General features: G+C 67.6%; 27 protein-coding genes. 12 read left to right on the top strand and 15 right to left on the bottom strand.

What is annotated here, in order from left to right:
* Window positions 1–163 precede the first annotated feature (163 nt).
* The gene (gene glpK, locus C7389_RS12585; protein WP_133591923.1) at window positions 164–1,657 is read right to left on the bottom strand and encodes a glycerol kinase GlpK; all 1,494 of its coding nucleotides are present in this window, start codon (window positions 1,655–1,657) and stop codon (window positions 164–166) included.
* A 285-nt stretch (window positions 1,658–1,942) separates the two neighbouring features.
* On the opposite strand from glpK, the gene C7389_RS12580 reads away from it, so the two are divergent.
* From C7389_RS12580 to C7389_RS12565, 4 genes are all read left to right on the top strand, one after another.
* On the top strand, window positions 1,943–2,878 hold the full coding sequence (locus tag C7389_RS12580; RefSeq protein ID WP_246034744.1) for a branched-chain amino acid transaminase: 936 nt from the start codon (window positions 1,943–1,945) through the stop codon (window positions 2,876–2,878).
* Between the two features lie 97 nt (window positions 2,879–2,975).
* Window positions 2,976–3,884, top strand: coding sequence for a DMT family transporter (locus C7389_RS12575; RefSeq protein WP_133591921.1), 909 nt, complete (start codon window positions 2,976–2,978; stop codon window positions 3,882–3,884).
* Between the two features lie 59 nt (window positions 3,885–3,943).
* The gene (locus tag C7389_RS12570) at window positions 3,944–4,306 is read left to right on the top strand and encodes a SpoIIAA family protein (RefSeq protein WP_133591919.1); all 363 of its coding nucleotides are present in this window, start codon (window positions 3,944–3,946) and stop codon (window positions 4,304–4,306) included.
* Window positions 4,303–5,157 (top strand): sulfurtransferase, encoded by an 855-nt coding sequence (locus tag C7389_RS12565; protein ID WP_133591917.1) that lies wholly within the window; start codon window positions 4,303–4,305, stop codon window positions 5,155–5,157. The genes C7389_RS12570 and C7389_RS12565 overlap by 4 nt, the downstream gene beginning before the upstream one ends.
* A gap of 117 nt (window positions 5,158–5,274) precedes the next feature.
* Here the strand turns inward: C7389_RS12565 and murI are convergent, their stop codons facing one another.
* Window positions 5,275–6,084, bottom strand: coding sequence for a glutamate racemase (gene murI, locus C7389_RS12560; protein WP_133591915.1), 810 nt, complete (start codon window positions 6,082–6,084; stop codon window positions 5,275–5,277).
* Window positions 6,081–7,280 (bottom strand): tyrosine--tRNA ligase, encoded by a 1,200-nt coding sequence (gene tyrS, locus C7389_RS12555; RefSeq protein ID WP_133591913.1) that lies wholly within the window; start codon window positions 7,278–7,280, stop codon window positions 6,081–6,083. The genes murI and tyrS overlap by 4 nt, the downstream gene beginning before the upstream one ends.
* 79 nt (window positions 7,281–7,359) lie before the next feature.
* Here tyrS and C7389_RS12550 point away from each other — a divergent pair, with 79 nt between their 5' ends.
* A complete protein-coding gene (locus tag C7389_RS12550) occupies window positions 7,360–8,694 on the top strand; it encodes a M23 family metallopeptidase (RefSeq protein ID WP_133591911.1) in 1,335 nt (444 codons plus the stop codon).
* A 71-nt stretch (window positions 8,695–8,765) separates the two neighbouring features.
* Here C7389_RS12550 and erpA read toward each other — a convergent pair whose 3' ends face one another.
* The 3 genes from erpA to rplM all read right to left on the bottom strand — a co-directional run bounded on the left by erpA (window position 8,766) and on the right by rplM (window position 10,212).
* A complete protein-coding gene (erpA, locus tag C7389_RS12545) occupies window positions 8,766–9,116 on the bottom strand; it encodes an iron-sulfur cluster insertion protein ErpA (protein WP_133591909.1) in 351 nt (116 codons plus the stop codon).
* Window positions 9,117–9,376: 260 nt separating this feature from the next.
* Window positions 9,377–9,769, bottom strand: coding sequence for a 30S ribosomal protein S9 (gene rpsI / locus C7389_RS12540; protein ID WP_133591907.1), 393 nt, complete (start codon window positions 9,767–9,769; stop codon window positions 9,377–9,379).
* A gap of 14 nt (window positions 9,770–9,783) precedes the next feature.
* Window positions 9,784–10,212: a 50S ribosomal protein L13 gene (gene rplM, locus C7389_RS12535; protein ID WP_133591905.1), complete on the bottom strand. Its 429-nt coding sequence runs from the start codon at window positions 10,210–10,212 to the stop codon at window positions 9,784–9,786.
* Between the two features lie 536 nt (window positions 10,213–10,748).
* Between rplM and C7389_RS12530 the strand changes: the two genes are divergently transcribed.
* A complete protein-coding gene (locus C7389_RS12530; protein ID WP_133591903.1) occupies window positions 10,749–11,168 on the top strand; it encodes an OsmC family protein in 420 nt (139 codons plus the stop codon).
* Window positions 11,169–11,207: 39 nt separating this feature from the next.
* Here the strand turns inward: C7389_RS12530 and coq7 are convergent, their stop codons facing one another.
* The 4 genes from coq7 to C7389_RS12510 all read right to left on the bottom strand — a co-directional run bounded on the left by coq7 (window position 11,208) and on the right by C7389_RS12510 (window position 13,912).
* Window positions 11,208–11,828 carry a 2-polyprenyl-3-methyl-6-methoxy-1,4-benzoquinone monooxygenase gene (coq7, locus tag C7389_RS12525; RefSeq protein ID WP_133591901.1) on the bottom strand — a complete coding sequence of 207 codons (621 nt, stop codon included), beginning with the start codon at window positions 11,826–11,828 and terminating at the stop codon, window positions 11,208–11,210.
* Window positions 11,825–12,391 (bottom strand): CNP1-like family protein, encoded by a 567-nt coding sequence (locus C7389_RS12520; RefSeq protein ID WP_246034743.1) that lies wholly within the window; start codon window positions 12,389–12,391, stop codon window positions 11,825–11,827. Before C7389_RS12520 ends, coq7 begins: the two co-directional genes overlap by 4 nt.
* Window positions 12,392–12,492: 101 nt before the next feature.
* Window positions 12,493–13,041, bottom strand: coding sequence for a CBS domain-containing protein (locus C7389_RS12515; protein ID WP_246034741.1), 549 nt, complete (start codon window positions 13,039–13,041; stop codon window positions 12,493–12,495).
* A 307-nt stretch (window positions 13,042–13,348) separates the two neighbouring features.
* Window positions 13,349–13,912, bottom strand: a complete 564-nt coding sequence (locus C7389_RS12510; protein WP_133591896.1) for an RNA pyrophosphohydrolase — start codon at window positions 13,910–13,912, stop codon at window positions 13,349–13,351.
* A 163-nt stretch (window positions 13,913–14,075) separates the two neighbouring features.
* Between C7389_RS12510 and C7389_RS12505 the strand changes: the two genes are divergently transcribed.
* From C7389_RS12505 to C7389_RS12495, 3 genes are all read left to right on the top strand, one after another.
* A complete protein-coding gene (locus tag C7389_RS12505) occupies window positions 14,076–15,821 on the top strand; it encodes a proline--tRNA ligase (protein ID WP_133591894.1) in 1,746 nt (581 codons plus the stop codon).
* Between the two features lie 23 nt (window positions 15,822–15,844).
* On the top strand, window positions 15,845–16,483 hold the full coding sequence (locus C7389_RS12500) for a lytic transglycosylase domain-containing protein (RefSeq protein WP_133591892.1): 639 nt from the start codon (window positions 15,845–15,847) through the stop codon (window positions 16,481–16,483).
* A 124-nt stretch (window positions 16,484–16,607) separates the two neighbouring features.
* Entirely contained in the window at window positions 16,608–16,970 is a 363-nt protein-coding gene (locus C7389_RS12495) for a PilZ domain-containing protein (protein ID WP_133591890.1), read from the top strand.
* A 188-nt stretch (window positions 16,971–17,158) separates the two neighbouring features.
* On the opposite strand, the gene C7389_RS12490 is transcribed toward C7389_RS12495, so the two are convergent.
* A complete protein-coding gene (locus tag C7389_RS12490) occupies window positions 17,159–17,551 on the bottom strand; it encodes a DUF4260 domain-containing protein (RefSeq protein WP_133591888.1) in 393 nt (130 codons plus the stop codon).
* Window positions 17,552–17,788: 237 nt separating this feature from the next.
* The gene (locus tag C7389_RS12485) at window positions 17,789–18,259 is read right to left on the bottom strand and encodes an Lrp/AsnC family transcriptional regulator (protein WP_211168510.1); all 471 of its coding nucleotides are present in this window, start codon (window positions 18,257–18,259) and stop codon (window positions 17,789–17,791) included.
* A gap of 151 nt (window positions 18,260–18,410) precedes the next feature.
* Here C7389_RS12485 and C7389_RS12480 point away from each other — a divergent pair, with 151 nt between their 5' ends.
* A complete protein-coding gene (locus C7389_RS12480) occupies window positions 18,411–22,070 on the top strand; it encodes an indolepyruvate ferredoxin oxidoreductase family protein (RefSeq protein ID WP_133591886.1) in 3,660 nt (1,219 codons plus the stop codon).
* A 115-nt stretch (window positions 22,071–22,185) separates the two neighbouring features.
* Here the strand turns inward: C7389_RS12480 and C7389_RS12475 are convergent, their stop codons facing one another.
* The 3 genes from C7389_RS12475 to C7389_RS12465 form a co-directional block, all read right to left on the bottom strand.
* The gene (locus tag C7389_RS12475) at window positions 22,186–22,467 is read right to left on the bottom strand and encodes a pentapeptide MXKDX repeat protein (protein ID WP_133591884.1); all 282 of its coding nucleotides are present in this window, start codon (window positions 22,465–22,467) and stop codon (window positions 22,186–22,188) included.
* Between the two features lie 73 nt (window positions 22,468–22,540).
* Complete coding sequence (locus C7389_RS12470; protein ID WP_133591882.1) at window positions 22,541–23,350, bottom strand: molybdopterin-dependent oxidoreductase; 810 nt, start codon at window positions 23,348–23,350, stop codon at window positions 22,541–22,543.
* 19 nt (window positions 23,351–23,369) lie between these two features.
* On the bottom strand, window positions 23,370–23,987 hold the full coding sequence (locus C7389_RS12465; protein ID WP_133591880.1) for a cytochrome b/b6 domain-containing protein: 618 nt from the start codon (window positions 23,985–23,987) through the stop codon (window positions 23,370–23,372).
* A gap of 152 nt (window positions 23,988–24,139) precedes the next feature.
* Here C7389_RS12465 and C7389_RS12460 point away from each other — a divergent pair, with 152 nt between their 5' ends.
* Window positions 24,140–24,865 carry a response regulator transcription factor gene (locus C7389_RS12460; protein ID WP_133591878.1) on the top strand — a complete coding sequence of 242 codons (726 nt, stop codon included), beginning with the start codon at window positions 24,140–24,142 and terminating at the stop codon, window positions 24,863–24,865.
* Window positions 24,862–26,322 carry a sensor histidine kinase gene (locus tag C7389_RS12455; protein WP_133591875.1) on the top strand — a complete coding sequence of 487 codons (1,461 nt, stop codon included), beginning with the start codon at window positions 24,862–24,864 and terminating at the stop codon, window positions 26,320–26,322. The genes C7389_RS12460 and C7389_RS12455 overlap by 4 nt, the downstream gene beginning before the upstream one ends.
* The last annotated feature ends 193 nt before the right edge of the window (window positions 26,323–26,515 follow it).

Raw genomic sequence — 26,515 nt, 5'->3', positions numbered from 1 at the left:
CGCCGGCTTGCACGGCGCCCGCGCCGGCAACGCCCGCAGCCGCCGGCTGGCGAGGCAAGCACCGCTTCAACATCGGCCGGAGCAGCTGCCCGCCCGCTTGCCTCCACCGCGCCGGCCGGCAGCACGGCGGGCCGCATGCGCTCCCTTCCCATGGCCAGCCGCCTCATTCCTCCTCCGCCCAGTCTTTGGCGCGCTCCACCGCCCGTGCCCAGCGGGCGATCACCGCCGCGCGGCGGTCGTCGCTCCAGCTCGGCTCGAAGCGGCGATCCAGCCGCCATTGGGTCGCCAACGCATCGGTATCGCGCCACAGGCCAACGCCCAGCCCGGCCAGCCAGGCGGCGCCCAGCGCGGTGGTCTCCAGCATGCGCGGGCGCAGCACCGGCACGCCCAGCAGGTCGGCCTGCAGCTGCATCAGCAGATCGTTGGCGGCGGCACCGCCATCCACCCGCAGCTCGGTGAGCGACTGGGCGCCGTCGCGGCGCATGGCGGCGACCAAGTCCACCGTCTGCAGGGCGATGGCTTCCAGCGCGGCGCGGGCGATGTGGCCGGGGCCGGCGCCGCGGGTGAGGCCGAGCAGGGTGCCACGGGCACGGGCATCCCAGTGCGGCGCGCCCAGGCCGGTGAAGGCGGGCACGAAGACCACGCCGGCGCTGTCTTCCACGCTGGCGGCCAGGGCTTCGATGTCGTTGGCGTTGCGGATCAGGCCCAGGCTGTCGCGCAGCCATTGCACGACGGCGCCGGCCATGAACACGCTGCCTTCCAGCGCGTAGGCGTGGCGGCCGCCGCCGGTCCAGCCGACGGTGGAGAGCAGGCGGTTGTGCGAGGCGACCGGCGCTTCGCCGGTGTTCATCAGCAGGAAGCAGCCGGTGCCGTAGGTGTTCTTGGCCATGCCGGGGGCAAAGCAGGCCTGGCCGAAGGTGGCGGCCTGCTGGTCGCCGGCGATGCCGGCGATGGGCACCGCGGCGCCCAGCACTTCGGGCGCGGTTTCGCCGCAAACGCCCAGGCTGTCCACCAGCCGCGGCAGCACCGCCGCCGGGATGCGGAAGCGAGCGAGCAGATCGGCGTCCCACTCGCGGGCGTGCACGTCCAGCAGCAGGGTGCGGGAGGCGTTGCCGCGGTCGGTGAGGTGCAGCTGACCACCGCTCAGATGCCACAGCAGCCAGCTATCCACCGTGCCGAAGGCAAGTTCGCCGGCCTCGGCGCGCTCGCGGGCGCCGGGCACATGGTCCAGCAGCCAGGCGAGCTTGGTGGCGGAGAAGTAGGGGTCCAGCTCCAGCCCGGTGCGTTCGCGCAGGGCCGCGCTCCAGCCCTGGCTGCGCAGGCGTTCGCAGTCGGCGGCGGTGCGGCGGTCCTGCCAGACGATGGCCGGCGCCACCGCGCGGCCGCTGGCGCGCTCCCACAGCACGGTGGTTTCGCGCTGGTTGGCGATGCCCACCGCCGCCAGCTGGCCGGCGCGCAGGCCGGCATCCGCCAGCGCCGCGCGGGCGCATTCCAGCTGGCTGCGCAGAATGTCGGCGGGGTCGTGCTCCACCCAGCCGGGCCGCGGGAAATGCTGCGGGAAGTCGCGCCGGGCGACACTGCGCACCCGGCCGTCGGCATCGAACACCATGGCACGCGAACTGGTGGTGCCCTGGTCCAGCGCCAGCACGTAGGACATCGGCCTCTCCTCGCTTGGACATGACCCTAGCCTAGCCCCAGCGGCTGCGGCTGACCACCCAAGTCGGACCATTCGGATGAATCAGGCTCATCCGACGCCACGCCGCTTTCGTTTGAAAGCCGCTGCTGCAGCGCGCAATCTGGACCTCCTCTTCGGCACCTCCAGCGCCGCCCCACCCCGGCGGCGTTGCCCGGCAAAGCGCACCCCGTTTTCCTCCGCCGATCGAAGCCGCTCCCACCGCCCGCGGCCTTTTCCCCTTCGATCCGACACCAGGAGTGCGACCTCATGAGCATCACCCCCACCACGATGGAAGACCGCGACGGCTGGATCTGGCTGGACGGCCAATGGCTGCCCTGGCGCGAAGCCAGGGTGCACGCGCTGACCCACACCCTGCACTACGGCCTCGGCTGCTTCGAGGGCCTGCGCGCCTATGCGACGCCGCGCGGCGCCGCCATCTTCCGGCTGGACGACCATGTCGAGCGGCTGTTCGAATCCGCCCACATCCTCGGCCTGGACATGCCCTTCGACCGCGACGCCCTGCGCCAGGCCTGCCGCGACGCCATCCGCCGCAACGCACTTGCCGGCGGCTACATCCGCCCGCTGGTTTTCCTCGGCGCCGAGAAGGTCGGCGTCGATCCGCTGGGCGCGGCGGTGCATGTAATGGTGGCGGCCTGGGCCTGGGGCGCCTACTTGGGCGACAACGGGCTGGAGCGCGGCATCCGCGTCAAGGTGGCGAGCTTCGCCCGGCACCATGTGAACGTGCAGATGTGCCGCGCCAAGGCGGTGTCTACCTACACCAACTCCATCCTCGCCTGCCGCGAGGCGCGCCAGGAGGGCTATGACGAAGCGCTGCTGCTGGATACCGACGGCTTCGTCGCCGAAGGGCCGGGCGAGAACGTCTTCCTGGTGAAGCGCGGCGTGATCTACGAGCCGGAGATCACCTCGGCGCTGGACGGCATCACCCGCCGCACGCTGCACACGCTGGCGCGCGAGGCTGGCTACGAGATCGTCGCCCGCCGCATCACCCGCGACGAGCTCTACATCGCCGATGAAGTGTTCTTCACCGGCACTGCGGCGGAGATCACCCCGGTGGTGGAGGTGGACAGGCGCCGCGTCGGCAGCGGCCAGCCCGGCGCCATCACCCGCGAGCTGCAACGGCGCTTCTTCGCCTGCGTGCGCGGCGAGGACGAACGCCATGCGGACTGGCTGACGCTGGCCTAAAGGCGCCGCGAAGCGCTGCCGCGACCGCCGCGCCGGACTGTCGCCGGTGCGGCGGCTGTGGTCCAATGCCGGCCTTCCGTTCCTTTTGCAGCGCACCATGCCTTCCCTGTGGATGATCGTCGCCAGCTTCCTGTTCGCCTGCATGGGCGTGTGCGTGAAACTGGGGTCGGACGAGTTTTCTACCGGCGAGCTGGTGTTCTACCGCGGCGCGGTCGGCGTGCTGATGATGTGGATCGTCGCCCGCCTCGGCGGCATTCCGCTGCGCACGCCGCACTGGCGGCTGCAGCTCTCCCGCGGCTTTTCCGGCTCGCTGGCGCTGATGTGCTACTTCTTCGCTCTCGGCATCCTGCCGCTGGCCAGCGCCGTCACCCTGAGCTACACCTCGCCCATCTTCGTCGCCCTGCTGCTGGTGCTGTGGTTCGGCGAGCGCCTGCGCTGGCCGGCGCTGGCCTCGGTGGCGATGGGCTTCGTCGGCGTCGCCCTGCTGCTGCGCCCCACGGTGCAGCCGGAGCAATGGCCGGGCGCGGTGGCCGGCTTGTGCGGCGGCCTGCTCGCCAGCCTGGCCTACGTCAGCGTGCGCGAATTGGGCCGCGCCGGCGAGCCGGAAGTGCGCACTGTGTTCTGGTTCTCCGCCCTCACCGCCGCGCTCGGCCTGCCCTGGGCGCTGGCGCGCGGCCTGCACCTGCCGGACCTGCGCGGCTTCGCCCTGCTCGCTGGCGCCGGCCTGTTCGGCGGCTGCGCGCAACTGGCGATGACGCGCTCCTACCGCTACGGCCGCACCGTGGTCTCCGCCAACCTCAGCTACACCACCGTGCTGTTCTCCAGCCTATTCGGCGTGCTGCTGTGGAACGAGCTGCTGCCGCTGGCCGCCTGGTTCGCCATCGCCCTCATCGTCGCCAGCGGCATCGCCACTTCGCTGGCCACCCGGCCGCGGCCGCCCTCGGCGCAAGCCGGAGGGCAGCGCCCCGCGCCCGCAGGAAACGCCGCCAGCCAGACCCCGGATTGAGCGCTTTCCAGCCTGGGGCTATAGTGGCAGACACCATTTAACGCCCTCAGGAGGCCACCATGATCAGCACCGAGCACAGCGACAGCCTGGTTGCCGTCAGCGTTTTCGGCGAGTTCACCCTGGCCGACTACAAGGAGTTCGAGGAGCTCGTCAGCTACAAGATCCGCTTCGAGGGTCCGGTGGACCTGCTCTTCGATCTGCGCGAGATGCTGGGCTTCACGCTGGACGTTGCCTGGGAGGAGATCAAGTTCTCCCGCGCCCACGCCCGCGACTTCCGCCGCATCGCGCTGCTGACCAACGACCAGTGGATCACCTGGAGCGCCTGGGTTTCCCAACTCTTCGTCGATGCCGACGTGCAGGTGTTCGAGGACGAAGCCTCCGCCCGCGCCTGGCTGGAGGAGACCGCGGAGGAAGCGCGGTGAGCGCCTCCTATGCGACGCTGATCGGCGCCAACGAGCTCGCCCAGCATCTGCATGATCCCGACTGGGTGCTGTTCGACTGCCGCTTCGACCTCACCAACCCGGACTTCGGTTTCGATGCCTACAGCGTCGGCCACCTGCCTGGCGCCTTCTACCTCGACCTGGATGACGACCTCTCCGGCCCCAAGAACGGCCACAATGGCCGCCATCCGCTGCCGGACCCCGCCCACCTGGCAGCACGGCTCGCCGAGTGCGGCGTCGGCAACCACACCCAGGTCGTCGCCTATGACGACGCCGGCGGCATGTTCGCCGCCCGTCTGTGGTGGCTGCTGCGCTGGCTGGGCCACCACCGCGTCGCGGTGCTGGACGGCGGCTTCCAGGCCTGGTGCCGCGCCAGCCAGGCGCTGTCCACCGAAACACCGGAGGCCCGCCCCGCCACCTACACGCTGGCGCTGCAGCCCTCGCGAGTGGATGCCGACTATGTGTACGCCCATCTGAACCGCCCGGACATGCTGCTGCTGGACGCCCGCAGCCCGGACCGCTTCCGCGGCGAGAACGAGACGCTGGACCCGGTGGGCGGCCACATCCCCGGCGCCACCAACCGCTTCTTCAAGGACAACCTCGGCGGCGACGGCTGCTTCAAGCAGGCTTCGGTATTACGCGAGGAATTCGGCGCGCTGCTGAAGGGCCACGACATCCACAAGGTGGTGCACCAGTGCGGATCCGGCGTCACCGCCTGCCACAACCTGCTGGCAATGGAGGCCGCCGGCCTCAGCGGCTCGCGGCTGTACGCCGGTTCGTGGAGCGAATGGTGCGCCGACCCGAAGCGGCCGGTGGCGACCGGGCCGGGCTGAGCGGGAGAGCAGCAAGGAACGCGGCAACCAGACTGGATGCGCGGATAAGAAAAACGGCAGGTGGCGAATCGCCCCTGCCGTTTTTCCTATCCGTTGCTCCCGCCCCGAACCGGAGCACTACCAGTCGACCTTCTCCACCCTGCCCAGCGAACGGCCGAGGAAGCGCTCACCTATGGTCTGGAAGCGCAAGGGCACGTCGGTGACCACGTAGCGGTAGCGCGCCGGCAGCTCGCTGACATGCGCCAGACCGGCGGCCTGCAGGCTGGCGGCGGCGAACTCGGCAGTCGTGTAGGCGGAGTCGATCAGCTTCACTCCCGACCCCACCACGTCGCGCAGCAGCGGTTTCAGCAGCGGGTAGTGAGTACAGCCCAACACCAGCCCATCCACCTCTTCCGCCAACACCGGGCGCAGATATTCCTGCGCGGTCAGCCGGGTCACCTCGTGATCCAGCCAGCCCTCTTCCACCAGCGGCACGAACAGCGGACAGGCGCGTGAATAGACTCGCACCGTCGGGTCCAGTGCATGGATGCGGCGGGCGTAGGCGTTGCTGTTGATGGTGGTCGGGGTGCCGATGACGCCGATACGCCCGCCCGGCGCCTCGGCCACCGCAGCACGCGCGCCGGCCTCGATCACGTCCAGCACCGGGATGTCGCCGGCGCGCTGGCGCACCACCTCGGCAGCGACCGCTGCCATGGTGTTGCAGGCGACGATCAGCATCTTCACGTCCTGCTGCAGCAGGAAGTCGGTGATCTGTGCGGTGAATTGCCCGATGGTGGCCACCGACTTGACACCGTAAGGCACGCGGGCGGTGTCGCCGAAATAGACGATGTCTTCCATCGGCAGGCGCTCCATCAGCGCCCGCACCACGGTGAGGCCGCCGATGCCCGAATCGAAGACGCCGATCGGGCGGCCGGCGCCGCCGCTCACTCCAGCACCACGGAAGCGAACTTGCGCTTGCCCACCTGCAGCACCACGGTTTCGCCCGCCGGCAGCAGCCGCGCCTTGTCATCCACCCGCTCGCCGTTCAGCTTCACCGCGCCCTGGTCGATCATGCGCATCGCCTCCGAGGTGCTGCCAGTGAGGCCGGCCTGCTTGATCACCTGGAACACCGGCATGCCCTCGCCCACGGCGACCCGCACTTCCGGGATGTCGTCGGGAATGGCGTTGCGCTGGAAGCGGGCTTCGAAGTCAGCCAGCGCTTCGTCAGCGGCAGCAGCACCGTGGAAGCGGGCCACCAACTCCTGTGCCAGCATCACCTTCACGTCGCGCGGGTTGCGGCCTTCCTGCTCGACGCCGCGGCGCAGCCCGGCGATCTCCTCCAGGCTGCGGAAGGACAACAACTCGAAATAGCGCCACATCAGCGTGTCGGACACCGACATCACCTTGCCGAAGATCTCCTTCGCCGGCTCGGCGATGCCGATGTAATTGCCGAGCGACTTGGACATCTTGTTCACGCCGTCCAAGCCTTCCAGTAGCGGCATCATCAGCACACACTGCGGCGTCTGGCCATAGTGCTTCTGCAACTCGCGGCCCATCAGCAGGTTGAAACGCTGGTCGGTGCCGCCGAGTTCGACGTCCGCTTTCATCGCCACCGAGTCGTAGCCCTGGCACAGCGGGTAGAGGAACTCGTGGATGGAGATCGGCTGCTGGCCGGCGTAGCGCTTGGCGAAGTCGTCGCGCTCCAGCATGCGCGCCACCGTCTGCAGGGAGGCGAGGCGAATCATGTCCGCCGCATTCATGCTTTGCATCCAGGTGGAGTTGAAGCAGATCTCGGTCTTTTCCGGGTCCAGGATCTTGAACACCTGCTCCTGGTAGGTGCGGGCATTCTCCAGCACCTGCTCGCGCGACAAAGGCGGGCGGGTGGCGTTCTTGCCGCTGGGGTCGCCGATCATCCCGGTGAAGTCGCCGATCAGGAACTGCACCTGGTGGCCCAGGTCCTGGAAATGGCGCAGCTTGTTGATCAATACCGTATGACCAAAGTGCAGGTCGGGCGCGGTGGGGTCGAAGCCCGCCTTCACCCGCAGCGGCCGTCCGCTCTCCAGTTTCTGCACCAGCTCGGACTCGACCAGCAGCCCGTCTGCACCGCGTTTGATCAGCGCCAGCGCGGCCTGGACGTCACTCATTTCCTCTCTCCAAAATTCGCACAGCGGGGCCTGCAAAAACTTTGATAGACTCCACGAAGTTTTTTGTCCGTGAAAGCCAATGCAGGCCAGAAAAAGCAGGATTCTAGCCGAACTGCCGGCGCATCTCTTCAGTCGCAAGCGGCCCTGGCTGCTGGCGGGCGTCTTCGGCACCTCCCTTCTCGGCGTGGTCGCGGCCACCGCAGTCGTCCCGAATGACCCCGGTCCGCTCAATCTGACCTCGGTGGTTGAAACCCTTGCGGCTCCCCAGGCCACCACACTGGACGGCGCGGGGGAGTTGCCCTACGTCCATGATGACAGGGTGATGCCGGGCGATACGGTGAATTCCATTTTCCGCCGCCTCGGCATCGCCGACCCGGAAGCACTGGACTTCTTGCTATCGTCGCCGGAAGGCAAGCTGGCGCTACGACAATTGCGTGCCGGCTTGTCCGTCACTGCACTGGTCCACGGCAACGGCCGCCTCGCCACGCTCAGCCTGCCGACCTCCCAGAGCGGCGACCGGCTGACCATAGAGCGGGACAGCGCCGGCACCATCCGCGTACGCAAGGAAGCCGCCGCGCCTGCGATGACCGTGGTCGAGATGCGCTCAGCCACCATCCGCCACTCGCTCTTCGGCGCCACCGACTCGGTCGGCCTGCCCGACAGCATCGCCACCAAACTGGCGGATCTCTTCGGCACCGAGATCGACTTCCATACTGACCTGCGCAGCGGCGACCAGTTCAGCGTCGTCTACGAAACCATCTACGACCACGGCGTGCCGGTACGCACCGGCCGCGTGCTGGCGGCGGAATTCGTGAACCAGGGCAAGCGCCACGTCGTCGTGCTCTACAAGGGCGCCAGCGGCAAGGAGCAGTATTACACCGCCGATGGCCGCAGCCTGCGCCAGGGCTTCCTGCGCTCGCCGCTGGCCTTCACCCGGATCTCTTCCGGCTTCGGCCGCCGCTTCCACCCCATCCACAAGAACTGGCGCACCCATGCCGGCGTGGACTTCGCCGCCCCCACCGGCACTCCGGTAAAGGCGAGTTCGGACGGCGTGGTGGAGTTCGTCGGCACCCAGAACGGCTACGGCAACATCGTCGTCCTGCGTCACAGCAACCGCTACGCCACCGCCTATGCCCACCTCAGCCGCTTCGCCACCGGGCTGAAGAAAGGCATGTCGGTGAGCCAGGGGGACCTCATCGCCTTCGTCGGCTCCACCGGCTGGGCCACAGGCCCGCATCTGCACTATGAAGTCCGGGTGAACAACATCGCCCAGGATCCCATGAAGATCGCCCTGCCGACCGCCGACCCGCTGACGCCCCAGGAACTGGGCCAGTTCCGTACGGCCAGCGCGCCCCTGCTGAACCGCCTGAGCCTGCTGAACAACGCGCCGGCACCGGTCGCCAGCAAGAACTGAGTCTTTTCTCGGCCTCCCAAAGCAAACGGGGCGCCTGGGCGCCCCGTTTGCTATTTGCTGCCGATCGCCGATCAGGCCGAGAAGGAAGAACCGCAACCGCAGGTACTGGTGGCGTTCGGATTGCGAATCACGAACTGCGACCCCTCCAAGCCTTCGCTGTAATCGATTTCAGCGCCAACCAGATACTGGTAGCTCATCGGATCGATCAGCAGCATCACGCCATTCTTCTCGAAGGTGGTGTCGTCTTCGTTCACTTCTTCATCGAAGGTGAAGCCGTACTGGAAGCCGGAGCAACCACCGCCAGTCACGAATACACGCAGCTTCAACTCGGGGTTGCCTTCCTCGTCGATCAGCTCGCGCACCTTGTTGGCAGCACTGTCGGTGAAGACCAGGATTTCGGGGGTATCGATCACTTCGCTCATATTCTCTCCTTGTCGGGGCTGAAGCGGATGATGCGCTTTCCCGCCCTCAGTCGTCAAAATCGGATCCTACAACAACCACCAAAGTTCCTCAGAGGCTAACGGCACGAATTACGCAAAAACCTCTGACCAATATGTGGGCACACCCGGCATAACGCAAGACCAACGACCAGGGCGCGGACCAAACCACCACCTACGTATGCACCTGGCTTGGAATGCAAAAAGCCGCCCAGAGGCGGCTTTTGATACAGCACCCGCGCGTATCAGCGCTTGGAGAACTGCTTCCGGCGGCGCGCCTTGCGCAGACCAACCTTCTTACGCTCGACTTCACGCGCATCGCGAGTCACGAAACCGGCGGTGCGCAGTTCGCCCTTGAGCTCGGCGCTGTAATCGATCAGCGCGCGGGTGATGCCGTGGCGCACAGCGCCAGCTTGGCCGGATTCACCACCGCCAGTGACATTCACCATGATGTCGAAACGGCCTTCGTTGCCGGTCAGAACCAGCGGCTGACGTACGATCATGCGGCCTGTTTCGCGGGAGAAGAACTCGTCGACCGGCTTGCCGTTGACGACGATGTTGCCGGAGCCCGGCTTGATGAACACACGGGCGACCGCGGTCTTGCGGCGACCGGTTCCGTAGTTGTAAGTCACAGCCATTATCTAGGCTCCTGTCAGATCTCGAGAACTTGGGGCTGCTGAGCGGTGTGCGGATGAGCGGGCCCCGCATAGCACTTCAGCTTCTTCAGCATGGCATAGCCCAGCGGACCCTTCGGCAGCATGCCCTTCACCGCTTTCTCCAGCACGCGCTCCGGGAAGCGTTGCTGCAGCTTGGTGAAGTTGGTCTCGTAGATCCCGCCCGGATAGCCGGAGTGACGGTAGTACTTCTTGTCCAGCGCCTTGTTGCCGGTCACACGCAGCTTTTCGACGTTGACAACGATGATGTAGTCACCGGTATCCACGTGCGGCGTGTAGATGGCTTTATGCTTGCCACGCAGGCGGCGAGCAACCTCGGCGGCCAGACGGCCAAGCACCTTGTCCGTGCCGTCGACAACGAACCAGTCGCGCTGAACCTCGTGCGGCTTGGCAGAAAACGTTTTCATTCGAATCCTCGATCTTTGTCAGGCCTGGCGAGCCGGCCACCAAACGGAAAGCTCGCAATCCTAAAGCGAAACCGCCCGCTGTGTCAATTTACTAATTGAACACGCATCGGGGCGCAGAAAAAAAAACGCAGCCCTCTTGGGACTGCGTTAAATCCACACCAAAGGAGGAGGGTGGAGGAGACACCTTTGGATCAGCGCCGCATTACTTTTGCTCTGATTGCTGCGCTTTGGATCCGACTGAAGCGAATTATCCGGAAAGGCCAAACATGGCGCAAGCGATTTTTGTGCATTGCACTATAAAAGTTTTGATCTCAGCATAAACCTCTCTTATTTCCCCAAACCCCTGCTCGCATCTACAGAAACTGCCCGGCACCATGGCCTCAGCACCTCGCACAGAGAGATACCAAAGTCATTTTTTCCTCATGGCAACTTGCACTGCATGAGACGCCCGCGCGCCCCTGACCAGCGCCAACCTCCGGTAGAATCCGCCGCCATTGCGCAGGCGGAAACACAGCAGCCCCTGAGGGAGTCAAGAAATGGAATGCACCATCAAATGGGTTGACGGCATGAGCTTCATGGCGGAGACCGGAAGCGGCCATCTGGTGACGATGGACGGCGCCCCGGAGGGAGGGGGCCGCGACCTCGCCCCTCGTCCAATGGAACTCATGCTTGCGGGAGCGGGCGGATGCACCGCCTACGACGTTGTCCTCATCCTGAAACGGGGGCGGCAAGATGTGACCGGCTGCCAGGTGAAACTGGAAGCCGAGCGTGCGGAAACCGACCCCAAGGTATTCACCCGAATCCGCTTTCTCTACACGGTGATCGGCCGTAACCTGAAACCCGAAGCGGTGGAGCGTGCAATCCACCTCTCCGCGGAGAAGTACTGCTCAGCTTCCATCATGCTGGGCAAGACCGCCGAAATAATCCATGAATGGAAGATCATCGAGGCAGCCTGATTGAGGATGACGCCCTTCCAGGGAAGGACGTCATGCCGCTTACAGATAGTAAGCCGTGCGCGTCATCACTTTTGATGCCACCTTCATAGCCACCTTCACCGGCGCAGGCAGTTCATGGGCGCCAAGATGGACGGCGGTGTCGGCGTGACCGGCTTCGTCCACTTTCATCTGATCAAGGATAGCCCGGGATTTGCGATCCTCCTCCGGCAATTTGTCCAGGTGCCCCTTCAAGTGGGCCTCGACCTGACGCTCGGTCTCTGCCAGGAAGCCCAGGTTCCAGCGATCCCCGAAGCGCCCCGCCAGCAAGCCGATCGCCAACGCACCTCCGTACCAGAGGGGATTCAGCAGACTCTTGCGGCTCCCCAATTCACCCAGACGCTGCTCCGTCCAGGCCAAATGTTCCGTCTCCTCGCGGGACGCCTGCTCCAATGCCTCGCGAGTGGCTGGATCCTCCGACATGATCGCCTGGCCCTGGTAGAGGGCTTGAGCGCAGATCTCACCGCAATGATTTATCCGCATCAGCCCGGCCACATGCTTGCGCTGCGTGTCGTCCATGACGGCGTCCGGCATGTCGTCACCCGGGACCGGCCTGAGCGAGCGAGCCGGCGCGAAGACAGTCCTCAGCGCCCTGTCGAACTGCAGGATAGCGTTGTCGATCATGGCATCCTCTTCCTCGGATCGGTGTATTCCGCGCCTCCTTCGAGGCGGAGCAAGGCGGCTTTCTTGTCGCGCGGCGGCGCATTCCCATCGCAGAAGTAATCTTCCGCCAGAGCCGCGCGGGGCCGGTTATAGGCGCTCTGCCCCATTAGCTGCCAACTGCTGTTCTTCAGCGGGGCCCAACCGCCCTGGGCATGCCAGCTTGCATAGAGGCGCCGTTCGCGGGTATCGCAACGGATGCCCTCGAAGGTGACGCTTTCCGCACCGGAGGGAGAACGCACCACCAACACGTAGCGGACGATCCCGTCCTCCCCGACGCTCAAATGGCTGCGGTCGACGAAGAACTGGCTGGTCGCGGTTGCATTTACGAAGAAGCCGACATAGTTCGCCGGATCCGGCGCCCCCGGCATCTCGTAGCCCTGCTCCTTCCAGATTTCGTCCTCGGGATCCACGTTCAGAGTATTCTCCCGCCGGTCATCCAGCGGGCCTACGGCGAGAGCCTGTGATACCGCTCCCACCACGACCGCTGCTCCCAGGCAGCGCAGCAAATTCGGCAAACGATTCAAACCTGTTGCTCTCCACAATGAAGCCGAAGCAGCCCGGCAGTGCCGGGCTTCCAGCCGCATTGTAAGCGCTCGCGCCACATCCTGCCGCTAAGGGCCAAGAGCTAGGCAGCGATGGCAGCTTCGATCTCCGCGAAGTTACGAGCGATTTCCGTCCCTTCGGGCAAGGCCACGCGCAATTGGCGAGCGATCTGCGTTCGCGAGAAGATTCCGCGGACGCTTACCCTGCCCTCCAGCATGATCTCTATTACCAAGGCATGCTGACGCCCGGAGCGTCCAAGCGTTGCGATGACGTCCCCCACCTCCGCGCGCAGCACATCCTCGTAGCGCACCGCATCCATAGCCGACAGCGGCGTCATCACACGCGCCACCATCACCTCCCCGCGACGCAAGCCCTGTTCCCGCGCAGCGCGCAGCGGACGCTCGCCAAGCAGATCCGCAGCGGTCACCACTCCGACGACCATGTCACTCCCATCCACCACCAGTAGCAGCCTCACGCCCCGCATCTGCATCACCCGCAGCGCCTCCTCATGTGACTCCGCGGCGGCCAGGCTTGCAGCGGGAATTCGCTTGAGGTCCGTCATGACCTCGATTGCCGGGGAATCCAGATGGACGCGACCCTCCTCGATCACGTCGGCGATGCTGCAACTCATTCCCGTAAGCTCGACCCTGCGCATGGGTTCGAAACGTTCCCTCAACATGGCACACCTCCCGCACGGCACAACAACACCTCGCCCGGCCTTTTACCGGGCAGCCCTGCCGGGGACGCACCGAACAACCGGGAACGCCCCGGCATACGCGCAAGGACCAGCAGACCTCAGGGGAGTTCGCTGGGCACTGCTTGCAATGGGAAGCTTCGAGGTGCCGCCGGGGGAAAAGACGGCACGAGGGACGCTGCGAAAGCAGAATCCCCCGGTTGGCAGCGCCGACCGGGGGATTCGTTCATACGCAAAGCGGAGATCAGGGACGCTGCGTGATCGCCGCCTGCAGTTGCACCGGCGGCTGGGTCGCCGCCAGTTGCTGGTAGCTCTCAGGCAACTCGCAGGGCCGCGAGCGGAACAGGATGCGCGAGAGCTCGGTCAACGCCTGCTGATAAACCTGGCGCTTGAACTCGATCACCGCATCCAGCGGCACCCAGTAGTCGCTCCAGCGCCAGGCGTCGAATTCCGGATGCGAACTGGCCCGCAGGCACACATCCGAATCCCGCCCCACCAGCCGCAGCAGGAACCAGATCTGCTTCTGGCCGCGGTAGGTATTACGCCATTCGCGCTTGATCCAGTGCTTGGGGACGTCGTAACGCAACCAGCCCCGGGTACGGCCGAGGATTTTCACGTGCTCGGGGCGCAGACCCACTTCCTCGTGAAGCTCCCGGTACATCGCCTGCTCCGGCGTTTCGCCGTGCTTGATGCCGCCTTGCGGGAACTGCCAGGAATGTTCGCGGATGCGTTTGCCCCAGAAAACCTCGTTGCGCGTATTGACCAGGAGGATGCCGACGTTCGGGCGATAGCCTTCACGATCGAGCATGATGGAACCTTCTGAATTTGATGGACTGTCTCGATTCTTCCACACTTGCCCGGGGTTGGAAAGCTTGCGCCCGGGGCGGTTTTGAGCATCGTCCGGAAGGCGCCGGCACGCCTGCCATGCGCTAGAATCCGCCGATTCCACCTACCAAGAATTCCGACCCAGCATGCGCGCGAGCCAGTTCCATATTTCCACCCTGAAGGAAGCCCCCTCCGACGCCGAAGTGATCAGCCAGAAGCTGATGCTGCGCGCCGGGATGATCCGCAAGGTCGCCGCCGGCATCTACAACTACATGCCGATGGGCCTGCGCAGCATCCGCAAGGTGGAAGCCATCATCCGCGAAGAGCTGAACCGCGCCGGCGCCATCGAGTTGGTGATGCCGCTGGTGCAGCCCGCCGAGCTGTGGCAGGAGACCGGCCGCTGGGACAAGATGGGCCCCGAACTGCTTCGCTTGAAGGACCGCCATGAACGCGACTTCGCGCTGCAGCCCACCTCCGAGGAAGTGGTGACCGACATCGCCCGCCAGGAGCTGAAGAGCTACCGCCAGCTGCCGAAGAACTTCTACCAGATCCAGACCAAGTTCCGCGACGAACGCCGCCCCCGCTTCGGCGTCATGCGCGGCCGCGAGTTCGTGATGAAGGACGGCTATTCCTTCGACCGCGACGAAGCCGCCGCCGGCGTGAGCTACGACCGCATGTACGCCGCCTACGGCCGCATCTTCGAGCGCCTGGGCCTCACCTACCGCGCGGTGGCGGCCGACACCGGCGCCATCGGCGGCGACCGCTCGCACGAGTTCCAGGTGATCGCCGACACCGGCGAAGACGCGCTGGTCTACTGTCCCACCTCCGACTACGCCGCCAACATCGAGCTGGCCGAAGCGGTATCGCTGCTGCCGGGCCGCGTATCCCCCACCGCCGCGCTGGAGAAGGCGCCAACGCCGGGCAAGGAACGCTGCGAGGACGTGGCCGGACTGCTCGGCCTGCCGCTGGCGCAGACGGTGAAGTCCCTGGTGCTGGCCACCGAGGAAACGGACGAGGCTGGCCGCGTGGTCAAGACCACCGTCTGGCTGCTGCTGGTGCGCGGCGACCACGAGCTGAACGAAGTGAAGGCGGGCAAGGTGGAAGGCCTGAAGGCCGGCTTCCGCTTCGCCACCGAAGCCGAGATCCTGGAACACTTCGGCTGCAAGCCCGGCTACCTCGGCCCCATCGGCCTGAAGAAGCCGGTGCGCATCGTCGCCGACCGCACCGTTGCCGACATGGGCAACTTCGTCTGCGGCGCCAACGAGGCGGACTTCCACTACACCGGCGTGAACTGGGGCCGCGACCTGCCGGAGCCGGAACTGGTCGCCGACCTCCGCAACGTGGTCGAAGGCGACCCCTCGCCGGACGGCAAGGGCGTGCTCGCCATCCAGCGCGGGATCGAGGTCGGCCATGTGTTCTACCTCGGCACCAAGTACTCCAAGGCAATGAATGCCACCTTCCTCGCCGAGGATGGCAAGCCGCGCCACTTCGAGATGGGCTGCTACGGCATCGGCGTCACCCGCATCGTCGGCGCCGCCATCGAACAGAACAACGACGAGCGCGGCATCATCTGGCCGAACGCCATTGCCCCCTTCGAAGTCGTGCTCTGCCCGGTGGGCTGGAGCAAGTCCGAAGCGGTGCGCGCGGAGGCGGAGAAGCTCTACGAAGCGCTGCTGGCCGCCGGCATCGACGTCATCCTCGACGACCGCGACGAGCGCCCCGGCGTGATGTTCGCCGACTGGGAGCTCATTGGCGTCCCCCACCGCGTCACCATTGGCGACCGTGGCCTCAAGGACGGCGTGGTGGAATACCAGGGCCGGCGTGACACCGAGGCCAGCAAGCTGGCGCCGGCCGACATCGCCGCCCACGTCATTGCCCGTTGCCGCGGCTGATCCGCCTCGACTATAACGTCGGCATGCACGCCCTCCGCCTCCTGCGCCCGCTCGTCTTCGCGCTGCTCTCTGCCACCAGCGGCTTCGCTCTGGCGGGCGCGCAGCAGTACGAGCCGCTGGCGGCCAGCGTGCAGGCGGCGCTGCATGCGGCGGTGAGCGATTCGGCAGCGCCGACGCTGCCGATTCCGGACGCCGGCGAGCGCGCCCGCTGGCTGGCGGAGATGTCGCGCCGGCTGGAGAAACGCATCCCGGATGCCGCCTACCGCAGCGAGTTGCTGGTCAGCGTGCATTACGAAGCCACCCGCGCCGGGCTGGACCCGCAGCTGGTGCTGGGCCTGATCCAGGTCGAAAGCAACTTCCGCAAATACGCCATCTCCAGCGCCGGTGCGCGCGGCTTCATGCAGGTAATGCCCTTCTGGCTGGACGTGCTCGGCCGGCCGAACGACAACCTCTTCCACCTGCGCACCAACCTGCGCTACGGCTGCACCATCCTGCGCCACTACCTGGACATCGAAAAGGGAGACCTCTTCCGCGCCCTGGGCCGCTACAACGGCAGCCTGGGCAAGCCGGAGTATCCCAACCTGGTCCGCACCGCCTGGGAAAAGCACTGGAGCTGGGCGCCGGCCCGCCTCGCCGTCGGCGACGCGGCCCCGGTGAACTGAGCAAGACCGGCCACGGCGCAGCCATCACCGGGCCCGCCAACAAGAACTGACGCCTTGAGGAGGAGACCGATGGACCAAGCCGCCACCCAGCCGCAGCAGCAAGCGGCCCACTGAGAGCGCCACCATGGACAGACGCCTCTACCGCCGCCGCGCCATCTCCCTCAACTTCCGGGTGCACGCTGCCGACAGCGACGCCTTGCTCGGCCGCATTGGCGACATCTCGCCCGGCGGTTTCCTGCTCTACGGGGAAAAGCCGCTGCCCGCCGGCCCGGTGCACAAGCTGCGGGTCGATTACCCGGATGCCAACGGCAAGACCCGCTCGGTGGTGTTCGAAGCCCTCGCCCAGTGGAGCGGCCCGGACGCCCAGCCCGACCTGCAGATCACCGGCCTGCGCCTGGTGAACCTGGACAAACCCGCTACCGCCAAGGCCCTGGAAACCCTGCTGGAGCGCTTCACCGTCGGCGAGAACCCGGAAGTCGAAGAGTAAGCGCCCGGCGCCGCTCCCGGTATTCCGTCTGCGCATGAGTCACTCCTGCCGGCGGCGCCTCGCTCAAGGGCGAGTACCGCTTCGCAAACGGCACTGGAATGCGCGCCGATGGGCCCTGGGGCGGCAAAGCCCAACGCAAAGGCAGGGGTCTGTTCGACAACCGGGCTAGCAGAACGGAATGCCACGCGTCATCCGGCCTCAGCCCGCACCCGTCCGATGCGCCCCAAGTGGGTGAACCCGAACCCGGCTGAATACTTGAGCCCATAGCCCAGCGCACGGTCAAGGCCGATGTGGGCCAGCCAGATGATGCCGGCGGTGAGCGCCGCGGGCACCGGCGCAAGGACGCCCACCGCCAACAACGCCAGGGGACCGACCAAGGAATGCGCCAGGTTGTACGCCACGGCCCCGACTCTCGCCCCGGCCAGATAAGCCAGGAATGACAGATCCGGCGCCAAGAAGAACAGCGCGAAGCTGCCCCAGCCATCACCGAACTTCCCATAGGCCAGCAAGCTGGCCGCAAACATGCACAAGCCTTCGATGCGGAGCAAGACCCGCACACCACCGGATACTGCACTTGCCATGGAACGCTCCTGCACCTGACAGTGTATGCATAGGCCGCAGCGCGGCTCAATGTGACGGCAAAGAGGCTTCTTCCCACCCGGAATCGAAAGCCGGGACCGAATTCCGCAGGGCGGAAAGGCCGCGTCCGCGCTGGAATGCTACGGCAAGCGTAGTGGCGCCAGCAAAGGCCTTGCTCGTGGCCACATGGCCATTGCAAGAAGCCGTGTGGTCAGGGGCGACACGCCGGGGGCCATCCCTCATTCCGTGTCTATCGGCAGCAGCGTGTCGTACTTCACCTCCCGCAGCACCACCGCCGTGCGCACGTTGGCCACGCCGGGAATGCTGAAGATGCGCTTGTGCAGGAAGGCGTCGTAGGCCTTCATGTCCGGCACCACGATCTTCAGGATGTAGTCCGCATCGCCGGTGGTGCTGTAGCACTCGATCACCTCCGGATGGGTGAGCACCGCGCGCTCGAACTCCTCCACCGTGTTGCCGGCGTGGCGCAGCAGCGTCACATGCGCCATCAGGCACTCCTTCAGCCCCAGCGCCTCGCGGTCCAGCAGCACCGTGTGCCGCCGCACCACGCCGGATTTCTCGATCTCCTTCAACCGCCGCCAGCACGGCGTGGCGGACAGGCCGACCGCCGCCGCCAGGTCCTGCACCGACAGCCGGGCGTCGCGCTGCAGCGCGTCCAGGATGCGGCGCGTCATCCGATCGAACATCATCATTCCTCCAATCCGGCAAATCAGAGAATGAATCTACTCGATTGAACCCCATTCCGGCGAATTGAAGAACACATCATCCACCCGCGCCCCCTAAGCTTTCTCCAATGACGACAAGGAGCGGCCGCTACACGACCGCCCACCAGTGGAGAGACCGATGCACACCCCCAGCCCCAAGCACGTCCCTGAAAAAGACGCCTGTAGCAGCCCGGGCACCACCCCGCAGCCGACTGCGGCCCCCACTCACTCTGCCGCGCTGCCAGCACCCGCCACCCCGCTGGCCCGCCCGGACTACCAGCTCGCCGACAATCTGCGCGCCACCGCCGGCACCGTCTTCCTCACCGGCATCCAGGCGCTGGTGCGGCTGCCGCTGATGCAGGCGGCGCTGGACCGCGCCCGCGGGCTGGAAACCGCCGGCTTCGTCTCCGGCTACCGCGGCTCGCCGCTGGGCGGGCTGGACCAGGCGATGTGGAAGGCGAAGAAGATGCTGGACGCCGCCCGCGTCGAGTTCCTGCCGGCCATCAACGAGGAACTGGGCGGCACCGCGGTGCTCGGCAGCCAGCAGGTGGAGAGCGACCCGGAGCGCACCGTCGATGGCGTGTTCGCCATGTGGTACGGCAAGGGCCCGGGCGTGGACCGCGCCGGCGACGCCCTCAAGCACGGCAACGCCTACGGCGCTTCGCCACGCGGCGGCGTGCTGGTGGTGGCGGGCGACGACCACGGCTGCGTCTCTTCCTCCATGCCGCACCAGAGCGACCTCGCCATGCAGGCCTGGAGCATGCCGGTGATCCATCCCGGCAACGTCGCCGAGTACCTGGAGTTCGGCCTGTGGGGCTGGGCGCTGTCGCGCTTCTCCGGCAACTGGGTGGGCTTCAAGGCCATCTCGGAAGTGGTCGAATCCGGCATGACGGTGGACCTCTCCCGGGTGCGCACCGAATTCCCGCCGCCGGCCGAGTTCATCGTTCCCGCCGGCGGCCTGCACTACCGCTGGCCGGACCTGCCCAGCCTCACCATCGAACAGCGCCTGGCGGCCAAGCTGGACGCGGTGCGCGCCTTCGCCCGCGCCAACCCGCTGGACCGCCTGGTATGCGCCACGCCGGGCGCCGACCTGGGCATCGTCACCGTCGGCAAGGCCCACTACGACTTCCTCGAAGTGCTGCGCCGGCTGGACCTGACGCCGGCCGACCTGGAAGCCGCCGGCATCCGCGTCTACAAGGTCGGCCTGGTGTTCCCGCTGGAAACGGTGGGCATGGAAGCCTTCATCGACGGCCTCGCCGAGGTGCTGGTGATCGAGGAGAAAGCGCCGGTGGTGGAGCGCCAGCTGAAGGAGCTGCTGTTCAACCGCGCCGCCGACGCCCGCCCGCGCATCATCGGCAAGCAGGACGTCACCGGCGGCGCGCTGCTCTCCGCGCTGGGCGAGCTGCGCCCCTCGCGCATCATGCCGGCCTTCGCCGACTGGCTGGCGCGGCACAAGCCGGCGCTGGACCGCCGCGACCGGGTGCGCCACTTCACCGCCCCCGAGCTGCTCTCCAACGCCGCCGACGCGGTGCGCCGCCTGCCCTACTTCTGCTCCGGCTGTCCGCACAACACCTCCACCCGGGTGCCGGAAGGCTCCATCGCCCAGGCCGGCATCGGCTGCCACTTCATGGCCTCGTGGATGGAGCGCGACACCACCGGCCTGATCCAGATGGGCGGCGAGGGCGTGGACTGGGCCGCCCACGGCCGCTTCACCAAGCGCCCGCACGTGTTCCAGAACCTGGGAGACGGCACCTACTTCCATTCCGGCCTGCTCGCCATCCGCCAGGCCATCGCCGCCCGCGCCAACCTCACCTACAAGATCCTCTACAACGACGCGGTGGCGATGACCGGCGGCCAGCCGGTGGACGGCGTCATCGGCGTCGAGCGCATCGCCCGCCAAGTCGAGGCCGAGGGGGTGAAGAAGCTGGCGGTGGTGTCCGACGAGCCGGAGAAGTACCAGGGCCAGGAGAACCTGTTCCCACCCGGCACCACCTTCCACCACCGCAGCGAGCTGGACGCGGTGCAGCGCACGCTGCGCGACATCGCCGGCGTCACCTGCCTCATCTACGACCAGACCTGCGCCGCCGAGAAGCGCCGCCGGCGCAAGAAAGGCGCCTTCCCCGACCCCGACCGCCGCATCTTCATCAACGCCGAAGTGTGCGAAGGCTGCGGCGACTGCGGCCAGCAGTCCAACTGCCTGTCGGTACTGCCGCTGGAAACGCCGCTGGGGCGCAAGCGCCAGATCGAGCAATCCTCCTGCAACAAGGACTACTCCTGCGTGCAGGGCTTCTGCCCCAGCTTCGTCTCGGTGGAAGGCGCCAGGCTGAAGAAGCGCGTCGCCAGGCTGTCCGGCGCCCGCCTGGACGAACTCATCGCCCACCTGCCGCAGCCAGCCACCGGGCTGGACGAAGCGCCCTACGACATGCTGATCACCGGCGTCGGCGGCACCGGCGTCGTCACCGTCGGCGCGCTGGTGAGCATGGCCGCCCACCTGGACGGCATGGCCAGCTCCCAGCTGGACTTCATGGGCTTCGCCCAGAAGGGCGGCGCGGTGCTCGCCTTCATCCGCTGGGCCAAGCGGCCGGAGCTGCTCAACCAGGTGCGCATCGACACCCAGCAGGCCGACCTGCTGCTGGCCTGCGACCTGGTGGTCGGCGCCTCCGCCGACGCCCTGCAGACGGTGCGCCGCGGCCGCACCCGCATCGTCGCCAGCAGCCACCAGAACCCCACCGACAAGTTCGTGCGCGATCCCGACGCCAGCCTCCATGCCGACGCCCTGATCGACAAGCTGCGCCACGCCGCCGGCGCCGCCGACGACCCCGCCGCGCTGGAAACGGTGGATGCCTACGACCTCGCGCTGCGCCTGCTGGGCGACTCCATCGGCGCCAACCTCCTGCTGCTCGGCTACGCCTGGCAGCGCGGCCGGGTCCCGGTGTCGCTGGCGGCACTGGAGCGCGCCATCCAGCTCAACGGCGTGGCGGTGGAGATGAACCGCATGGCCTTCCACCTCGGCCGCCTCGCCGCCGACGCGCCGGACACCGTGCTGGAGCTGGCCGAAGAGCCGGCGCCCAAGGCGATGACGCTGGACGCCCTGATCGCCCACCGCAGCGAACTCCTCACCGGCTACCAGAACGCCGCCTACGCCGCGCGCTACTGCAAGCTGGTGGACGCGGTGCGCGCCGCCGAAAGCCAGCTCGCCCCCGCCGGCGAACTGGTGCTCACCCGCGCCGTCGCCCAGGGCTACGCCAAGCTGCTGGCCTACAAGGACGAATACGAAGTCGCCCGCCTCTACACCGACGGCCGCTTCACCAAGGCGCTGGAAGAAACCTTCGAAGGCGAGCTCAAACTCTCCTTCCACATGGCGCCGCCGCTGCTGGCGCGGGCCAAAGACGGCGGTGCGCCGCGCAAGCTGCGCTACGGCGGCTGGATGCACAAGGCCATGGGCTGGCTGGCCAAAGGCAAGTTCCTGCGCGGGAGCTGGCTGGACCCCTTCGGCCATACCGCCGAACGCCGCATGGAGCGCGAACTGGCCGCCCGCTACGCCGAGATGATGGAGGCCCTGCTGCCGCGCCTCACCGCCGAAAACCTCGCCAGCGCGGTGGAGCTCGCCGCCCTGCCGGAGCGCGTCCGCGGCTACGGCCACGTCAAGCTCGCCAGCCTGCGCGGCGTGCTGGCACAGGAGGCCCGGCTGGCGCCCCGCCTCGGCCTGTCGCCCCACCTCGCGCGCGCGGTGCCGGAAGACGCGCTGCCGCCGGCCGGTGCCCGCCTCAAGGGCATCCCGGTGGTCACCGCGCGCTGAACCGTTGCCCGACCGTCGGCCGGGCAACGGTGAACACGGCAAAGCGGGGGAGCAGCCTCACGCCTGCTCCCCCGCTGCGCTGTGGCCCTATGGCCCTATGGCCCTTGCGACCGGCTTACTTCTTCATCATTTCGTCTGCCGCCGGCTTGCCCATGGTGTCATGCCCCATGGCGTCTTTCTTCATGCCGTCCTTGGTCATCCCGTCCTTCTTCATCGCCTCGGGTTTCTTCATCGCATCGTGGCCCATGGCATCCTTCTTCATGCCGTCGGCCGCCATGCCGTCCTTCTTCATCGTCTCCGGCGTCGTGGTCTTGTCCATGCCCATATCGGCAGCCAGCGCGGCGGAGGCGGCAAGCATCAGGGACAGAACGAGGGTCGCTGCGGTCGGCTTCTTCATGGTGTGCTCCTGCTAGGAAGGGAACTGCGAAAGAAGCGCCCGGCCGCTGCCGGACGCGGAAAATGCCTGCGGCTCACAGGCCGCCGAACCAGTTGTAGCCCTGGTCCTCCCAATAGCCGCCGGGACGGCGATCGGTCACGAACAGCGCCCGTACATGCTTCGGGTTCTTGTAGCCAAGCTTGGTGGGGATGCGCAGCTTCATCGGGAAGCCATAGCTGCGCGGCAGCACCTGGCCGTCGTAGCTCAGCGCTATCAGGGTCTGGGGGTGCAGCGCGGTCGGCATGTCGATGGCGGTGTAGTAACCATCGGCGCATTCGAAGCCCACATAGCGCGCGCCCAGATCGGCGCCCACGCGGCGCAGGAAATCGGCAAAGGGCACGCCGCCCCAGCGGCCGATGGCGCTCCAGCCTTCGACGCAGATGTGCCGGGTTATCTGTTCCTGCTGCGGCAGCGCCCACAGCTGCGCCAGCCGCCACGGCCGGCGGTCGGCCACCCGGCCGCGCACCTCCAGCTGGTAGTCGGCCTCATCCACCACCGGCGCCAGCGCTTCCGGGTAGAAGCCGTTGAACGGGAAAGGCCGGGTGATCATGCTGCCGGGGTAGGTCGGCGCCAGCGCGGCCGGATCGAACAGCCAGCCCTGCGCGGCGTCGTTGAAGCGCGAAATCGCCATCAGCGCCTGCTCCACGCTGTCGCCGCCATCGTCGCCGCGCAGCGAACAGCCCGACAGCAGCGCGACGCCGCCCAGGGTGAGCCGGCGCAGGAAGCCGCGGCGTGACGACGGCAGCCGCGCCGCGAGGAGGCCGCGCGCCGCCTTCAGCGCGGCGGCCTCCTCGGCGGGAGCCAGCGGCGCCGGGCGCGGGCGGGAGAAGAAGCCGGTTTCCATGTGTGCTTGTCCTGTTCGTTCAGCGTCCGCGAACCATCGCCACCAGCGTGCGCGGCACCAGCAAGGCCAGCGCGGCATGGCCGAGAACAAACGCCAGCAGCGCCGCCATGGCGAAGAAATGCACCCGGCGGGCAGCCTCATAACCCCCCAGCAAGCCCCGCAGCAGTTCGAACTGCACCGGCTTCCACAACACCAGCCCGGACATCGCCAGCACCGCCAGCACCGCCAGCGCGAACAAGTAAGCCGCGCGCTGCAGCTGGTTGTAGCGGCCGGCCTGCGGGTGCTGCAGCCGTCCGCGCAAGGCGGCGCGCAAGTCACACCCCAGCCCCGCCGGCGACAGCGGCAGCAGGCGCCGGCGCAAACCGCCCCCGGCGATACCCGCGGCCAGATAGACCAGGCCGTTGGCCACCAGCAGCCACATCGCGGCGAAGTGCCACTGCAGCGCGCCGCCCAGCCAGCCGCCCAGGGTCCATCCCGGCGGAAAGGTGAAACCGAACAGCGGCGAGGCGTTGTAGATGCGCCAGCCGCTCGCCATCATGAGCACCACGGCCAGGGCGTTCGCCCAGTGGCATAGCCGCAGCCAGGCCGCATGAACGGGCGCGGCGGGCAGGGCCGGGGAAGCGGCGGGAGCGGACATGGCGTAACTCCGGTGGGCGGCACGGCGGCCTCGATGCGGCGCATTGTTCCGCCGCCGCGGTCGCGGAGTCCTCACGCAGAGTTAAACAATCCGTGATACCTGGCCGGCGCCGATTCGGCGAAGATGCACGCAGACAGGCCTACGGAATCACCATGGACAAGCCGCCGCGGCTGCTCGTCGTCGAGGACGACGCCCACATCGCCGAACTGCTGCGCATGCACCTCGGCGACGAAGGCTATGCGGTCGAACACGCCGCCGACGGCGACCGCGGCCTGCGCCTGGTGGAAGAACAAGCCTGGGACCTGCTGGTGCTGGACCTGATGCTGCCGGGGGTGGACGGGCTGGAGATCTGCAAGCGCGCCCGCGGCCTCGCCCGCTACCTGCCCATCATCATCATCAGCGCGCGCTCCAGCGAGATGCACCGCATCCTCGGGCTGGAGCTGGGCGCCGACGACTACCTCGCCAAGCCCTTCTCCATGCTCGAACTGGTCGCCCGGGTGAAGGCCCTGCTGCGCCGCGCCGACGCGCTCGCCCGCAACGCCCGCCTGGACGCCGGCGCGCTGGCCTGCCACGGCATCGCCATCGACCCGGTGGCGCGCACCGCCGCCGCCGACGGCGCCGTGCTGGACCTGACCCCGCGCGAGTTCGACCTGCTGCACTTCTTCGCCCGCCACCCGGACCGGGTGTTCTCCCGCCTGGAGTTGCTGGACAAGGTGTGGGGCTATGCCCACGAGGGCTACGAACACACGGTGAACACCCACATCAACCGCCTGCGCGCCAAGATCGAGGCCGACCCGGCGGCGCCGCGCCGCATCCTCACCGTGTGGGGCAAGGGCTACAAGTTCGCCGCCCGCCCGGTAGCGGGAGAGGCGCCATGACCGCCTCCATCAGCCACCGCCTGTTCCTCGTTTTCGCCAGCCTGCTGCTGGCCTGCAGCGGCATTTCGGTATGGCTGCAGATGCGCACCGCCGAGCGCCACGAGCAGGCCGCCATCCAGCAGCTGTCCAGCGGGCTGGCGGCGCACATCGCCGCCAACGCCCAGCTCGCCGACGCCGCCGGCTGGCGCTCGGCCGCGGTGCGCGAGCTGTTCGACAAGCTGATGGCGGTCAATCCCTCGGTGGAGGTCTACCTGCTCGACCAGGACGGCCTTATCGTCGCCCACGCCGCGCCGCCGGGCCACCTGCGCCGCCAGCGCGTGGCCCTCGCCCCGCTGCGCAGCCTGCAGGCCGGCGCGGCCCTGCCGGTGATGGGCGACGACCCGCGCAGCGCGCAGGCGCGCAAGGTCTTCAGCGCCGCCCCGGTGGAGGTGGCCGGGCAAGCGGCGGGCTGGGTCTACGTGATCCTGCAGGGCGAGGACCTGGAGGCGGTCTCCACCCCGCTGGCGCGCGACACCGCGTTGCGCATGGCGCTGTGGACCACCGCGCTGGCGGCGCTGCTGGCGCTGCTGATGGGTCTGCTCGCCTTCCGCCTCATCACCCGCCCACTGCGCGCCCTCACCGAGGCGGTGAGCCGTTTCGACGGCGACGGCGAGCGCGCCGCCGCCCTCGCCAGCGCCAGCGAGCCGGCCGGCGGCGACGAGATCGCCGTGCTGCGCCGCGCCTTCGCCCAGATGGGCGGGCGCATCGCCCAGCAGTGGGCCGAACTGGGCCGGCAGGACCAGTGCCGGCGCGAGCTCATCGCCAACATCTCGCACGATCTGCGCACACCGCTGACCGCGCTGCACGGCTACCTGGAAACCCTGCGCCTGAAAGACGCCGCGCTGGCCCCCGGGGCGCGCCAGCGCTACCTCGACATCGCCCTCGACCAGAGCCGCAAGGTGGGCCGCCTGGCGCAGGAGCTGTTCGACCTCGCCCGCCTGGAGTCCGGCCTGGTGCAGGCGGCCCCCGAGCCCTTCGCCCTGCCCGAACTGCTGCAGGACGTGGCGCAGAAGTTCGAACTCGCCGCACAGACCCGGCAACAATCCCTCGCGGTGGACCTCGAAACCCCGCTGCCGCCGGTCCACGCCGATCTCGGCATGGTAGAGCGCGTGCTGACCAACCTGCTGGACAACGCCATCCGCCACACCCCGGCCGGCACCCGCATCACCGTCCGCCTGCGCGCCGCCGGCGGGCGGGTGCTGGTGCGCATCAGCGACAACGGCCCCGGCATTCCGGCCGCCACCCGCGACAATCTCTTCATCCGCGCGATGGCACGGCGTTCGGACGGCAGCCATGGCGGCGGACTGGGCCTGCTCATCGTCCATCGGCTGCTGCAGCTGCACGGCAGCGACATCATCCTCGCCGACAGCGGTGCCGGCGGCACCGCCTTCGACTTCAGCCTGCCGGCCGCCGGCTGAGGCAGGCGCCCCCGGCACGGCGAAAAAAAAGGTTCTTCGCGCAATCTGGGGGAAGTAGTGGTTGACGGTTCGGAGGTTGGTAGATTGGCAGTCGCCAAACAAACCGATCCCCTTCCTCTTCCCCGTCATGCGCGATGCTATGTTGGGCGTGGTCTTCTGGGAAGGCCACGTCGTCGATTCATCTCAGGAGCAA

The sequence above is a fragment of the Azoarcus indigens genome, from assembly GCF_004361735.1.
GTDB lineage: Bacteria > Pseudomonadota > Gammaproteobacteria > Burkholderiales > Rhodocyclaceae > Azoarcus > Azoarcus indigens.
The sequence above is the reverse complement of the archived record's forward strand: the minus strand, read 5'-3'. Positions and strand labels throughout refer to the sequence as shown.

Excerpts from the sequence above, each read along its gene's own strand:
- glpK (WP_133591923.1), bottom strand. The coding sequence starts at position 1,657 with ATGTCCTACGTGCTGGCGCTGGACCAGGGCACCACCAGTTCGCGTGCC.
- C7389_RS12580 (WP_246034744.1), top strand. The coding sequence starts at position 1,943 with ATGAGCATCACCCCCACCACGATGGAAGACCGCGACGGCTGGATCTGG.
- C7389_RS12575 (WP_133591921.1), top strand. The coding sequence starts at position 2,976 with ATGCCTTCCCTGTGGATGATCGTCGCCAGCTTCCTGTTCGCCTGCATG.
- C7389_RS12570 (WP_133591919.1), top strand. The coding sequence starts at position 3,944 with ATGATCAGCACCGAGCACAGCGACAGCCTGGTTGCCGTCAGCGTTTTC.
- tyrS (WP_133591913.1), bottom strand. The coding sequence starts at position 7,280 with ATGAGTGACGTCCAGGCCGCGCTGGCGCTGATCAAACGCGGTGCAGAC.
- C7389_RS12550 (WP_133591911.1), top strand. The coding sequence starts at position 7,360 with ATGCAGGCCAGAAAAAGCAGGATTCTAGCCGAACTGCCGGCGCATCTC.
- erpA (WP_133591909.1), bottom strand. The coding sequence starts at position 9,116 with ATGAGCGAAGTGATCGATACCCCCGAAATCCTGGTCTTCACCGACAGT.
- rpsI (WP_133591907.1), bottom strand. The coding sequence starts at position 9,769 with ATGGCTGTGACTTACAACTACGGAACCGGTCGCCGCAAGACCGCGGTC.
- rplM (WP_133591905.1), bottom strand. The coding sequence starts at position 10,212 with ATGAAAACGTTTTCTGCCAAGCCGCACGAGGTTCAGCGCGACTGGTTC.
- C7389_RS12530 (WP_133591903.1), top strand. The coding sequence starts at position 10,749 with ATGGAATGCACCATCAAATGGGTTGACGGCATGAGCTTCATGGCGGAG.
- coq7 (WP_133591901.1), bottom strand. The coding sequence starts at position 11,828 with ATGATCGACAACGCTATCCTGCAGTTCGACAGGGCGCTGAGGACTGTC.
- C7389_RS12515 (WP_246034741.1), bottom strand. The coding sequence starts at position 13,041 with ATGAGTTGCAGCATCGCCGACGTGATCGAGGAGGGTCGCGTCCATCTG.
- C7389_RS12510 (WP_133591896.1), bottom strand. The coding sequence starts at position 13,912 with ATGCTCGATCGTGAAGGCTATCGCCCGAACGTCGGCATCCTCCTGGTC.
- C7389_RS12505 (WP_133591894.1), top strand. The coding sequence starts at position 14,076 with ATGCGCGCGAGCCAGTTCCATATTTCCACCCTGAAGGAAGCCCCCTCC.
- C7389_RS12500 (WP_133591892.1), top strand. The coding sequence starts at position 15,845 with ATGCACGCCCTCCGCCTCCTGCGCCCGCTCGTCTTCGCGCTGCTCTCT.
- C7389_RS12495 (WP_133591890.1), top strand. The coding sequence starts at position 16,608 with ATGGACAGACGCCTCTACCGCCGCCGCGCCATCTCCCTCAACTTCCGG.
- C7389_RS12490 (WP_133591888.1), bottom strand. The coding sequence starts at position 17,551 with ATGGCAAGTGCAGTATCCGGTGGTGTGCGGGTCTTGCTCCGCATCGAA.
- C7389_RS12485 (WP_211168510.1), bottom strand. The coding sequence starts at position 18,259 with ATGATGATGTTCGATCGGATGACGCGCCGCATCCTGGACGCGCTGCAG.
- C7389_RS12480 (WP_133591886.1), top strand. The coding sequence starts at position 18,411 with ATGCACACCCCCAGCCCCAAGCACGTCCCTGAAAAAGACGCCTGTAGC.
- C7389_RS12475 (WP_133591884.1), bottom strand. The coding sequence starts at position 22,467 with ATGAAGAAGCCGACCGCAGCGACCCTCGTTCTGTCCCTGATGCTTGCC.
- C7389_RS12470 (WP_133591882.1), bottom strand. The coding sequence starts at position 23,350 with ATGGAAACCGGCTTCTTCTCCCGCCCGCGCCCGGCGCCGCTGGCTCCC.
- C7389_RS12465 (WP_133591880.1), bottom strand. The coding sequence starts at position 23,987 with ATGTCCGCTCCCGCCGCTTCCCCGGCCCTGCCCGCCGCGCCCGTTCAT.
- C7389_RS12460 (WP_133591878.1), top strand. The coding sequence starts at position 24,140 with ATGGACAAGCCGCCGCGGCTGCTCGTCGTCGAGGACGACGCCCACATC.
- C7389_RS12455 (WP_133591875.1), top strand. The coding sequence starts at position 24,862 with ATGACCGCCTCCATCAGCCACCGCCTGTTCCTCGTTTTCGCCAGCCTG.